At 36.1% G+C, this 12,483-nt stretch carries 11 protein-coding genes; 1 reads left to right on the top strand and 10 read right to left on the bottom strand.

Annotation, left to right across the window (positions count from 1 at the left end; all coding sequences use genetic code 11):
• The 10 genes from IEW94_RS12400 to IEW94_RS12355 form a co-directional block, all read right to left on the bottom strand.
• Positions 1–819, bottom strand: a complete 819-nt coding sequence (locus tag IEW94_RS12400) for a prohibitin family protein (protein ID WP_188653518.1) — start codon at positions 817–819, stop codon at positions 1–3.
• A gap of 11 nt (positions 820–830) precedes the next feature.
• Positions 831–2,864: a VWA domain-containing protein gene (locus IEW94_RS12395; RefSeq protein ID WP_188653516.1), complete on the bottom strand. Its 2,034-nt coding sequence runs from the start codon at positions 2,862–2,864 to the stop codon at positions 831–833.
• 3 nt (positions 2,865–2,867) lie between these two features.
• Complete coding sequence (fabG, locus tag IEW94_RS12390; RefSeq protein ID WP_188653514.1) at positions 2,868–3,614, bottom strand: 3-oxoacyl-[acyl-carrier-protein] reductase; 747 nt, start codon at positions 3,612–3,614, stop codon at positions 2,868–2,870.
• A 164-nt stretch (positions 3,615–3,778) separates the two neighbouring features.
• On the bottom strand, positions 3,779–4,657 hold the full coding sequence (sucD, locus tag IEW94_RS12385) for a succinate--CoA ligase subunit alpha (RefSeq protein WP_188653513.1): 879 nt from the start codon (positions 4,655–4,657) through the stop codon (positions 3,779–3,781).
• A 69-nt stretch (positions 4,658–4,726) separates the two neighbouring features.
• Positions 4,727–5,665 (bottom strand): UDP-3-O-(3-hydroxymyristoyl)glucosamine N-acyltransferase, encoded by a 939-nt coding sequence (locus tag IEW94_RS12380; protein ID WP_188653511.1) that lies wholly within the window; start codon positions 5,663–5,665, stop codon positions 4,727–4,729.
• A gap of 5 nt (positions 5,666–5,670) precedes the next feature.
• Entirely contained in the window at positions 5,671–6,237 is a 567-nt protein-coding gene (gene efp, locus IEW94_RS12375; protein WP_188653509.1) for an elongation factor P, read from the bottom strand.
• 31 nt (positions 6,238–6,268) lie between these two features.
• Positions 6,269–7,054: an acyl-ACP--UDP-N-acetylglucosamine O-acyltransferase gene (lpxA, locus tag IEW94_RS12370; protein ID WP_188653507.1), complete on the bottom strand. Its 786-nt coding sequence runs from the start codon at positions 7,052–7,054 to the stop codon at positions 6,269–6,271.
• A 12-nt stretch (positions 7,055–7,066) separates the two neighbouring features.
• Positions 7,067–8,473 (bottom strand): bifunctional UDP-3-O-[3-hydroxymyristoyl] N-acetylglucosamine deacetylase/3-hydroxyacyl-ACP dehydratase, encoded by a 1,407-nt coding sequence (locus tag IEW94_RS12365; protein WP_188653505.1) that lies wholly within the window; start codon positions 8,471–8,473, stop codon positions 7,067–7,069.
• Positions 8,460–9,488: a UDP-3-O-(3-hydroxymyristoyl)glucosamine N-acyltransferase gene (gene lpxD, locus IEW94_RS12360; RefSeq protein WP_188653503.1), complete on the bottom strand. Its 1,029-nt coding sequence runs from the start codon at positions 9,486–9,488 to the stop codon at positions 8,460–8,462. Before lpxD ends, IEW94_RS12365 begins: the two co-directional genes overlap by 14 nt.
• Before the next feature lie 52 nt (positions 9,489–9,540).
• The gene (locus tag IEW94_RS12355) at positions 9,541–10,761 is read right to left on the bottom strand and encodes an HD domain-containing protein (protein ID WP_188653501.1); all 1,221 of its coding nucleotides are present in this window, start codon (positions 10,759–10,761) and stop codon (positions 9,541–9,543) included.
• Positions 10,762–10,883: 122 nt separating this feature from the next.
• Here IEW94_RS12355 and porX point away from each other — a divergent pair, with 122 nt between their 5' ends.
• Positions 10,884–12,437, top strand: a complete 1,554-nt coding sequence (gene porX / locus IEW94_RS12350) for a T9SS response regulator signal transducer PorX (RefSeq protein ID WP_188653499.1) — start codon at positions 10,884–10,886, stop codon at positions 12,435–12,437.
• Positions 12,438–12,483: the final 46 nt, after the last annotated feature.

The following is a 12,483-nucleotide window of genomic DNA, read 5'->3' as shown; positions in this document are numbered from 1 at the left end:
TTATTGATTTCCTAGTATAATTGGCATGCCACTATCACCAGAGCCAATAACAACCACTTTACTGTTTGTTGATTCTGCTAGTTTTATGGTGGCTTCAATGCCTTTGTCCTGCAAAATCTTATCTGTTAATGAAGCACTTAATATTTTGTTGGCATCGGCTTTACCTTTGGCTTCAATAATTTGGCGTTCAGCTTCTTTATGTGCCGTGACCAACCTAAACTCATATTCCAATGATTCTTGTTCTTGTTTTAGTTTTCGTTCAATGGCCTGTTTGATTGTTGCTGGCAAGGCAACATCACGAACCAAAATAGCATTTAATTGAATAAACTGGGGTTCAACTATTTTTTTTGTTTCTTCAAAAATTTCATGTTGCACGGCATCTCTCTTGGTAGAATACAATTGTTCTGGGGTATAACGCCCAACAACACTTCTAGTTGCAGAGCGAACAGCAGGCACAACAACACTTTGCAAATATTCCTCACCTCTTGTTTGGTGCAATTTTGCTACGGTTTCGGCTTTTGCCTGGTATAATATAGAGGCATCCAGTTTAATCTCCAATCCGTTAGATGACAGCACAGACATGCCTTTTTCAGATAATTCTTGCTGACGAATATTGTAAACAAAAACCTTGTTCCAAGGCGCTATAATGTGAAATCCTTCCCCTAGTGGAGGTTCATCTGTCACAACGCCACCCCCAAAAGTTTCGTAGAGTACGCCCCGTTCGCCTGAGCCTACCGTTACTGCTGATTTGGCCAGTACTATAATCAGTATGATGGCTATAATAATTATTGGTATTCCAATTTTCGGTAATTTTTCCATTGTTTAGTTATTTAAATTAATCCGTTATATTTTCTTAAAAACCATTCTGCAGATAAGCTAATAGCTATTATAAACAGTAAGTATTTCCAATCTATTAAAGGTATGGTTCTTTTGTTCTTTTTTTGAATGGCCATGTATCTATTGTCCTTTAATAAATTGTCCGTTAATGATTTTGTGTTGCCTATAAAATAAGCAGTTCCGTTGCTATTAGTAGCCACTTGCTGCAATTTTGTTACATTGGCATTTAAAAATTGCTGTTCTACATTGTACTCCAAAATTTTGAACTTACCAAATTGAGATATATTTTCATGGGTAGCGCGTACCTCAAAACTATAGTCTGATGCTGGTAAACTGCTCAAATCCACTTGATAACTATTATTTTTTAAAATGAAAGGAAATGTTTGTGATTTTTCTGAAATTGAATCCTTTACAGTAATTGTAAGCTCTTCCCTATCATCAAAATTATAATTCTTATCAAAGAATTCTGCCCGTATGGTAATGCCATTATTGCCATTATAAAACGACTTGTAATCTACATCCAATCTGTTCTTGCGCTTGTTGTTAGACAAATATTGAATGAGTTTACCTAAAAAAGTATCAAAACCTGAAAATGACTGGGTATTTAAAAAACTCTGTGCCCGCCATTGCCAGATACCTTCGCCAAACAACACAGCTTCTCTCCTATTATTGACCTCAAAAGTCGCCAATAAAGGTTTTGTTGTTGAATTTGAGCTCAATCGCTTATACAATAACGTTTCATAAGGAATTGTAAACGTCACGTCTCCAAAATTTGATTTCAAAGGAGGAAACGCCCCAAAGTTTATATCGTCAACAATAAATGGTGAGTAACCCGTATTGAGTTCAGCTTGAACATCTTCTGTTTGATTGGTTATCTCTTCTGAAAAATAGGACTCATTGGAATTCAAAAAATTTAAATCCGTGTCCTTTCCTACAACCATAAACCAATTGGACTTTTCACTATTTAAAGACTCAAATACTTGTTTAAACTTAGCATTTGGTTGATATAGTATAACTAATTGAAAATCATTTTTTTGACTTAAATAATCTTTTGTATTTAAAATACTAGCGCTACGCTGCTCGTTACTTTCAATGCTTTTCTTTAAGGCACCAAGATCAGGATGGGGAAAATCACTTACAATGGCAACATTAGTTTTTTGGTCAATTACTTCAACAGCAAAAAACCGGGTGTTATTAACAATGTTTTTTTCATTGGCAATCGGCACAATGGACGCTTTATAACTATGCACACCAACATAATCAGCCGGTAACGTAAAATTGATGATTTCAGAATTGTTGTTTTTGGACAGTCTAACAGGTTTTGAAAACACTACATTATTTCCTGAATATACTTCAAAACGACTGTTGACAGTGCCATTACCATTATAAGCAACAAAACATTCTACTGGAAATTTGTTCTTTAAAAAGGCATATCTGTTCACATTGAGTCGTTTGATGCTAACGTCAGTATATGTTACGGTATCTCCTAAAATAATGGGATATATAGGATGCTTATAGTTTAATGCAGTATATTGATAATCATTTCCAAAGGTTTGGTTACCATCAGTAATAAGAAGCATTGGCGCAATGTCATTGTTATAAATCTGCGGCAATTCACCAAAAAGATCATCCATATTGGTTTCTGAGTCTGAAAAGTCTATTGTATCTGTAGATTTTAAAGTATTCCCAAACTGATAGGTCTCTATATTAAATTTATCATTCAACGCTTTATTGTTTTTGATGGAATCCAAAAAGCGTAAAACATTGGTATCCTGCTTTAAATGTTTAATAGAGCTGGAATTATCAATCGCTAAAATTAAATTAGGTTTTTCTTTATAAAAACTAATGCTTTCAAATTTTGGGTTGATTATCAGTAGTAATATGGAAAAGATGGCAACAAACCTTAAAAAAACGTATAAAAAGGATAATGGCCCAGTGGCTTTACTTTTATATTTATACAGAAAAAGCGCTAAAAATAGCGCTATAATTCCTGCAATGACAATATATAGTATAGTTAGGGCTGTCATATATTATGTTAGCATTCCACCATCAACATTGATTGTTTGTCCGGTGACATAAGCACTCATGTCACTGGCTAAAAAAACACACACATTGGCAACATCTTCTGGTGTGCCACCGCGTTTTAATGGAATGCCTGCCCGCCAGCCTTTTACAACCTCTTCGTCTAATTTAGCGGTCATTTCAGTTTCAATAAAACCGGGAGCAATCACATTACTACGGATATTTCTTGAACCCAGTTCTAAGGCTACCGATTTTGAAAACCCAATAATTCCCGCTTTTGAAGCTGCATAATTGGTTTGGCCAGCGTTGCCTTTTACACCAACTACTGAGCTCATATTGATAATAGAGCCTTTGCGTTGCTTCAACATGGTTTTTTGTACGGCTTTGGTCATATTGAAAACCGATTTTAGGTTCACTTCAATAACAGAATCAAAATCCTCTTCACTAATACGCATCAATAAATTGTCTTTTGTGATTCCTGCATTATTGATTAAAATGTCAATGCTGCCAAATTCAGCTACAACATCATCCGCCAACTTTTGGGCTTCATTAAAATTTGCAGCGTTGCTTTGATACCCTTTGGCCTTAACGCCTAATGCATTTAATTCGTTTTCCAATTCTTTGGCCGCTTCAACAGACGAACTGTAAGTAAACGCTACATTAGCGCCTTGTTGTGCAAAAACCTGTGCAATACCGCGTCCTATTCCTCTACTGGCACCTGTTATTATAGCTGTTTTTCCTTCAAGTAATTTCATGTGTTTTTAATTGTTTTAAGGTCATATGTAACACCTTTCTTAAGGAATGTTACATAAGTTTTCAATATGTTTAGTTGATTTTCAAAGATAGCAAATACTAATTGCTTCAAATAAAAAAACCTTACAAGATTTCATGTAAGGTTTTAAATAAATAGATTATTATTTTATAGTGATGCTAATACTTCAGCAACTTTTTTACCGATTTCAGCAGGTGAGTCAACGACGTGAATACCCGAATTTCTCATAATTTTCTTTTTAGCCTGTGCCGTATCATCACTACCACCTACAATAGCTCCTGCATGACCCATGGTTCGTCCAGCTGGCGCTGTTTCACCAGCGATAAATCCTATGATAGGTTTTTTACTTCCACTGTTTTTGTACCATGTAGCGGCATCAGCTTCTAATTGTCCTCCAATTTCACCAATCATAACAACGGCTTCAGTTTCTGGATCGTTAATTAATAACTCAACAGCTTGTTTTGTTGTTGTTCCAATGATTGGGTCACCACCAATTCCTATGGCAGTCGTAATTCCCAAACCTTGTTTGACAACCTGATCGGCCGCTTCGTAAGTAAGCGTTCCAGATTTTGAAACAATTCCCACTTTACCTTTCTTAAATACAAATCCTGGCATGATACCAACTTTAGCCTCTTCAGGAGTAATCACACCTGGACAGTTAGGCCCTATAAGACGACAGGGTTTGTGTTTGATATATTCGGCAACCTTGATCATATCTGCAACAGGAATACCTTCAGTAATAGTAATAATGACTTTAATTCCAGCGTCAGCTGCTTCCATAATGGCATCAGCGGCAAAAGCTGGTGGTACAAAAATAATACTGGTATCGGCCCCCGCTTTTTCAACAGCTTCAAGAACCGTGTTAAAAACTGGTTTATCCAAATGTGTCTGACCTCCTTTTCCAGGAGTTACGCCTCCTACCACGTTGGTTCCATATTCTATCATTTGGCTAGCATGAAATGTGCCTTCACTACCGGTAAAACCTTGTACTATTATTTTTGAATCTTTGTTTACTAAAACACTCATTTTTATATTTTTTTATTTAACTAAAAGCTCTACAAAAGTACTTTTTTGAGTTCAGTTTTTAGGGTTAAATCACTTTATTTTTTTAAGTTCAGATAAAATTTCTGGGATTTGTTTTATGGATGCCATTTCTTTAAGGACAATCCTGGCTTCTTGAGCCGGCGTTCCCCAATAGGTCTTATGTCCGTCAAGTGATTTACTGATTCCCGACTGTGCATGAACTACTGCCTTTTTGCCAATGGTTACGCCGCTAGTACATCCAACCTGCCCCCAAATAGTGACTTCATCCTCAATGACTACGCAACCAGCAATTCCTACTTGCGATGCCATTAAACACTTTTTGCCTACAACAGTATCATGGCCAATTTGTATTTGATTGTCCAATTTTGAGCCTTCTCCAATAATGGTATCTCCAGAAACACCTCTGTCAATAGTGCAAAGAGCACCAATGTCAACATGGTTCTCAATTACTACACGTCCCCCCGATTTTAAACGATCAAAGCCTTCTGGACGGTTTTTATAATAAAAGGCATTGGCACCCAGAACGGTTCCGGCGTGTATGGTAACATGATTACCAATAACCGTGTCATCATAGATGCTCACGTTGGAATGAATCACACAGTTATCACCAATTACCACATTATGTCCAATAAAACAATTAGGCTGTATAACTGTGTTTTTACCAATTCTGGCAGATTCTGAAATGGAAGCTTCAGAAGAAATAAACGGTTTAAAATAGTCCGTTAACTTGTTGAAATCCCTAAAAGGATCATCACTAATAAGCAATGCTTTTCCAATAGGGCAATCCACTTTTTTGTTGATTAAAATAATGGTTGCTTTTGAATTTAAAGCCTTGTCATAATACTTTGGATGGTCAACAAACACAATATCGCCTTGCGTAACCACATGGATTTCATTCATTCCTAATACAGGGAAATCACTTTCCCCTATATAGTCACAATCAATAAGTGTTGCTATTTCCTCTAAGGAATATGTTCTTGGAAACTTCACAAAAATCAGTCTTTAATACGTTCTTTGTAAGTTCCTTTTTCGGTTTCTATTTTAATCTTATCGCCTTCATTGATGAACAATGGTACATTAACTTCGGCTCCAGTCTCAACAGTAGCAGGTTTTGTTGCGTTTGTAGCGGTGTTTCCTTTAACGCCCGGCTCGGTCGCCACAACTTCCAAAATAACACTGGCTGGCATCTCAACTGAAAGCGGCATGTTATCTTCTGTGTTGATCAATACGGTTACAACTTCACCTTCTTTCATCAATTCCGGTCTGTCCAACGCACTTTCTCGTAACTGAATTTGTGTGTAATCTTCGGTGTTCATAAAATGGTAAAATTCACCATCATTGTACAAAAATTGAAACTTATGGGTCTCAACCCTAACATCCTCAATTTTATGTCCTGCAGAAAAGGTGTTATCCAACACTTTTCCAGTGGTAACACTTTTCATTTTGGTTCTTACAAAAGCAGGCCCTTTTCCAGGTTTTACGTGTAAAAACTCTATAATTTTATAAATATCGTTGTTGTACCTTATGCACAATCCATTTCTGATATCTGATGTACTTGCCATATTGATTTATTGTATAATCTTAATTTAAATTTTAGTTTGATTTGAAATACCCTTTCATTATACCTCTATGAGAGTTCTTGATAAATTGAAGAATCTCATCACGCTCGGGAGTAGCTTCCATTTCGGCTTCAATGATTTCTGAGGCTTGGGTATTGTTATAGTTTTTTTGATAAAGAATCCTGTAAATGTCTTGGATTTCCTTGATTTTATCAGAAGAATAACCACGTCTTCTAAGTCCTACGGAATTGATTCCAACATAAGACAATGGCTCTCTGGCAGCCTTAACATACGGAGGCACATCTTTTCGTACCAAAGACCCACCTGTTACAAAAGCGTGATTTCCAATAGACACAAATTGATGTACAGCAGTCATACCAGCCAAAACTACGTAGTCTCCTATTGATATGTGACCTGCCAGCGTACTGTTATTGGAAAATATACAGTTGTTGCCTACCACACAGTCATGGGCTATATGACAATAGGCCATAATTAAACAATTATTGCCAACCACCGTTTTCATTTTATCGGCGGTTCCTCTGTTGATGGTTACACATTCCCTAATGGTGACATTGTCACCAATTTCTACGGTAGTATCCTCATCATTATATTTTAAATCCTGGGGAATCGCAGAAATAACAGAACCTGGAAAAATATTGCAGTTTTTTCCAATTCGTGCACCTTCCATGATGGTCACATTACTGCCTATCCAAGTGCCCTCGCCAATAATGACGTTATTATGGATGGTAGTAAAGGGTTCAATGACTACGTTTTTTGCAATTTTAGCACCAGGGTGCACATAAGCTAATGGCTGGTTCATGTATTTTTTTTATTATTTTACTTTTACTATTTGTGCCATAAGCTCTGCTTCAGCACAAAGTTTACCGTTGGCATAAGCATAACCTTGCATGTGGCAAATTCCGCGACGAATAGGAGTTATTAGCGTACATTTAAAAATCAATGTATCGCCAGGAACAACTTTTTGCTTGAATTTAACATTATCTATTTTCATAAAAAGTGTCAAATAATTTTCAGGATCTGGAACCGTACTTAAAACTAAAATCCCTCCTGTCTGTGCCATGGCTTCAACAATTAAAACCCCTGGCATAACTGGTGATCCTGGAAAATGACCTGCAAAGAATTGCTCGTTCATGGTGACATTCTTCATACCAACAACATGTGAATCACTCAATTCAAATATCTTATCAATGAGCAAAAACGGTTGTCTGTGCGGCAACATATTCATGATTTGATTAACATCCATTAGTGGTGTTTGGTTCAAATCAATATTAGGCACATTGTTGCGCTTTTCATTTTTGATGATTTTTGACATTTTTTTTGCAAACTGTGTGTTCACAAAATGCCCGGGCTTATTGGCTATGACTTTTCCTCTAATGTGGGTGCCAATAAGTGCTAAATCTCCAAGGACATCCAATAACTTATGTCTGGCAGCCTCATTGGGATGATGTAGGGTTAAGTTATCCAAAATACCATTGGGTTTAACCGCAATAGTGTCTTTTTTAAAGGCCACTTTAAGCTTCTCCATGGTTTTTGGTGATAATTCTTTGTCAACATAAACAATGGCGTTGTTTAGATCGCCTCCCTTAATCAGACCATTTTCCAATAACATTTCAATTTCGTGCAAAAAACTAAAGGTTCTTGAATTTGAAATATCTGTTTTAAAATCTGAAATGGTATTTAAGGTTGCGTTTTGGGTGCCTAACACTTTGGTTCCAAAATCTACCATAGTGGTTACTTGGTATTCCTTTGAAGGCATGACCAAGAGTTCACTGCCACTTTCTTCATCAGCATAGGAAATAACATCGGTAACAACGTACTCTTCCCTAAAAGCATCCAGTTCCACAATGCCAGCTTTTTCCAAAGCCTCAACAAAGAATTTTGAGGACCCATCCATAATAGGTGGTTCTGATGCGTTCAATTCAATAATGACATTGTCAATATCCATCCCAACAAGCGCAGCAAGCACATGTTCGGAGGTTTGTATAATAACACCGTTTTTTTCTAAACACGTTCCGCGTTGTGTGTTGGTTACATAACTAGCATCGGCTTCTATAACTGGATTTCCCTCTAAATCTACTCGTTTAAAGGCCAAGCCAAAGTTGGCAACTGCAGGTTTAAACGTTAACGTCACGTTCTTACCGGTATGCAAACCAACACCTGACAAGGATACATCCTGCTTGATTGTCTTTTGTTTTGTTTCTGTATTAACTATTGCCATGTATTTTTTTTTCTATTTCATTAATATCCTTAACAATTTTGGGTAGATTTTTAAAGTGAACGTATGACTTGTTGAAGTCTCCGTAAGCAATGGCAGGGGAACCTTGTAGCACTTCATTATCTTTTACATTTCTGCCAATGCCTGACTGTGCTTGTATTTTTACATTGTTCCCAATGATTAAGTGGCCAACAATACCTACTTGGCCTCCTATCTGACAGTTCTCCCCTATTTTTGTTGAGCCTGCTATGCCTGTCTGTGCAGCAATCACCGTGTTTTTGCCAATTTCAACATTATGGGCAATTTGAATTTGATTGTCAAGTTTCACACCATGCCTAATAATGGTTGAGCCCAATGTGGCCCTATCTATGGTTGTTGCAGCTCCTATGTCTACAAAATCTTCTATAATAACGTTTCCTATTTGTGGTACTTTACTATATTCACCATTTTCTCCGGGCGCAAAACCAAATCCGTCTGCACCTATAATAACGCCAGAATTAATCACACAAAATTTTCCAATGACGGTTTCTGAATAAATTTTAGCACCAGAAAATATAACGGTGTTGTCACCTATTACCACATTGTCACCTATATAAGCGCCAGGAAAGACTTTTACATTGTTCCCAATGGTAACAAACTCACCAATATATGAGAAGGCTCCCACATAAATATTGTCACCATACGTTGTGGTTTTTGAAATGTGCGATGGTTCTTCTATACCGGTTTTATTAAGCTTGATAACATTGTAATACTCCAATAATTTTGAAAAGGATTTATACGCGTCATCAACCTTGATAAGAGTCGTCTTTAAATCGTTTTCTGGCTTAAAAGTTTTGTTTACTATGGTTATTGATGCCTTGGTGGAATATATATATGGTGTGTACTTTGGATTGGCTAAAAACGTTAGCGAACCTTCAATGCCTTCTTCTATTTTAGATAGTTTTGATACTTCAACATCCGAACTTCCTACAATATCACCCTCTAAAATATCTGCTATTTGTTGAGCTGTAAATTTCACACGCTAAGGTTTGTTGTTTTGGTTTATTTGTCGCAAAAATATGAAAAATGTACTAAAGTTTTTCTTTAGGATAGCATATATAGTATTTTGTGACCGGTTTTGATAACGCTTTTAAATTAAATTGATCGGAAGCTTCAATAATATCCTCAATTTTTCCAGACTTATGCAAAATATTAATACCCTGTGTTTTTAGCATGTACGCTTGATTGGACATCTGGCCAGTAAAAACAAAATAGCTAGCCTCAGCTTCTGTTAAATGATGCTGTTCCATGACCTTTTCTAAACGTTTAGCCAAGCTTTTCTTTGGGATTTTTTCAGACTTCACTTTAATTTTGAGTAATGTCCTGTTGATAATCATGTTGCACAAATTACTCAAAACAAAATCGGAATGGTGCTGCCAACCTTTCATGGCCGAAATAATATCAAAGTCATCCAGTTCTGAAAACACTTTGATGACATCTTCATTAAAATTGGCCAATGTAATATCATGGTCCAAAAAATAATTAAGCGCATAACTGGATTCTAATTGAACGCCCGAACCCTTTAATTCCTTGGCCCGTTTTAAAACACGAATCAATAATTGCTCGGCAACAATGCCCGTTTTGTGCAAATACACCTGCCAATACATAAAGCGCCTTGCATTAATGAATTTTTCTACGCTATAAATACCTTTTTCTTCAACAACCAATATATCATTAACCACATTGAGCATACTAATGAGTCGCTCACTACCAATATTCCCTTCCGTAACGCCGGTATAAAAGCTATCACGCTTTAAATAATCGGCTCTATCCATATCCAATTGCCCCGATACCAATTGGCACATGAACTTTCTATGATACTCGCCTTTGAATATTTGAATGGCAAGCGTTAAACTTGAGTTAAATTCTCTGTTCAATTGCTCCATAAACAAAAGCGAAATTTGTTCATGAGACACAGTATTCACTATGCTATGCTCCATGGCGTGAGAGAACGGGCCATGCCCAATATCATGCAACAAAATAGCTGCATAAAGAGCATTTTCTTCTTCTTGTGAAATGCTAACTCCCTTAAAACGAAGCACATTCACAGCTTGTTTCATTAAATGTACACAACCAATGGCATGATGAAAACGGGTATGGTGCGCCCCAGGATAAACTAGATATGACATGCCCATTTGGGTAATTCTGCGCAAGCGTTGAAAATACTTGTGTTGTATTAAGTCGAAAATAAGCGCATTGGGGATGGTAATAAAACCGTAAATTGGGTCGTTAAAGATTTTAAGTTTGTTCAAACTTCAAATTTTAATGTTAAATTGATACAAATATAATTATATATGACATGCATAATAGTCATCTTACAATAAAAATCACAGCTTAAAAAAATATAAATTTACACCAAATATCAGTTATTTACATGAATACAATACATATACTCTGGATTGATGATGAAATTGATTTGTTAAAGCCACACATCTTGTTTCTTGAGCAAAGAAACTATAAGGTAACAACCTGTAAAAGTGGTTCTGAAGCCATTGATGTTTTAGAAGACAGTAATTTTGATATTGTTTTTCTTGATGAAAACATGCCTGGATTGACTGGGCTTGAAACCTTGAATGAAATCAAGGAAAAGAAGGATAACCTTCCCGTGGTGATGATTACCAAGAGTGAAGAGGAATATATTATGGAAGAAGCTATTGGCAATAAAATAGCTGATTATTTGATAAAACCTGTAAACCCGAATCAAATTTTGCTCAGTCTAAAGAAAAACCTAGACCTCTCTCGGTTGGTTTCAGAAAAAACCACATCAAACTATCAACAAGAATTCAGGAAAATTGCCATGGAATTGTCTATGGTCAATAGTTTTGAAGAATGGGCCGCTTTATATCAAAAACTGATCTATTGGGAAATTCAACTGGAAGATATTGAAGATATCGGTATGTTTGAAATATTGGAGTCACAAAAAGTTGAAGCAAACGCTCAATTTGCAAAATTTGTTGAGAAAAATTATCCGTCTTGGTTTGACAACAAATCAGAATCACCAGTAATGTCACATACGCTTTTTAAAGAAAAAGTAGTGCCACTACTAAGTAAAGAACAACCCACTTTAATGGTGGTTATTGATAATTTGCGATATGATCAATGGAAGGTTTTTGAACCCATTATCAATACCTATTATAAAAAAGATAGCGAATCAGCTTATTATAGCATTTTGCCAACAGCCACACAATACGCACGAAATGCTATTTTCTCAGGCCTAATGCCAAGCGAAATGGAAAAATTATTTCCGCAGTATTGGAAAAATGACACCGATGAAGGTGGCAAAAACCTTTTTGAAGCCGAATTTTTGCAAACCCAAATGAAACGTTTAGGTCTCAATCACTTGAATTATGAATATCATAAAATAACCAGTTTAAAATCAGGTAAAAAACTAGTTGAAAACTTCAATTCTTTAAAAAACAACGATTTAACTGTTGTTGTCTATAATTTTGTTGATATGCTATCACATGCCAAAACAGAAATGGAAGTGGTTAAAGAATTGGCATCAAATGACAAAGCGTACCGATCCTTAGCATTGAGTTGGTTTAAAAACTCACCGCTATTAGAAATGATCCAACATGCACAGTCGTTAGGATTTAAACTTATTTTGACCACAGATCATGGCACTATTAATGTTAAAAATCCATCAAAAGTTGTAGGTGACCGAGATACCAGTTTGAATTTAAGATATAAAACAGGAAGAAGCTTAACCTATGAAAACAAAGATGTTTTGGTTGCCAAAGACCCTAAAACAATTCATTTGCCATCCATAACCATGAGCAGTTCCTTTATTTTTGCAAAAGGTGACCTGTTTTTTGCCTATCCAAATAACTACAATCACTATGTGAGTTATTATAGGAATAGCTATCAACATGGTGGCGTTTCCTTAGAGGAAATGATTATTCCGTTTGTAGTTTTTAATCCAAAATAACTCCATGTAATACCAAAAACATCGATGAAATACATAAAATATTAGG

It is taken from the genome of Yeosuana aromativorans (assembly GCF_014646655.1).
GTDB classification, from domain to species: domain Bacteria; phylum Bacteroidota; class Bacteroidia; order Flavobacteriales; family Flavobacteriaceae; genus Yeosuana; species Yeosuana aromativorans.
This window is presented reverse-complemented; position numbering and strand designations above follow the sequence as displayed.

What these genes read in the sequence shown, in the direction of transcription:
- porX (WP_188653499.1), top strand. Translation starts at nt 10,884, where the DNA reads ATGAATACAATACATATACTCTGGATTGATGATGAAATTGATTTGTTA.
- sucD (WP_188653513.1), bottom strand. Translation starts at nt 4,657, where the DNA reads ATGAGTGTTTTAGTAAACAAAGATTCAAAAATAATAGTACAAGGTTTT.
- fabG (WP_188653514.1), bottom strand. Translation starts at nt 3,614, where the DNA reads ATGAAATTACTTGAAGGAAAAACAGCTATAATAACAGGTGCCAGTAGA.
- IEW94_RS12365 (WP_188653505.1), bottom strand. Translation starts at nt 8,473, where the DNA reads ATGGCAATAGTTAATACAGAAACAAAACAAAAGACAATCAAGCAGGAT.
- IEW94_RS12395 (WP_188653516.1), bottom strand. Translation starts at nt 2,864, where the DNA reads ATGACAGCCCTAACTATACTATATATTGTCATTGCAGGAATTATAGCG.
- lpxA (WP_188653507.1), bottom strand. Translation starts at nt 7,054, where the DNA reads ATGAACCAGCCATTAGCTTATGTGCACCCTGGTGCTAAAATTGCAAAA.
- efp (WP_188653509.1), bottom strand. Translation starts at nt 6,237, where the DNA reads ATGGCAAGTACATCAGATATCAGAAATGGATTGTGCATAAGGTACAAC.
- IEW94_RS12400 (WP_188653518.1), bottom strand. Translation starts at nt 819, where the DNA reads ATGGAAAAATTACCGAAAATTGGAATACCAATAATTATTATAGCCATC.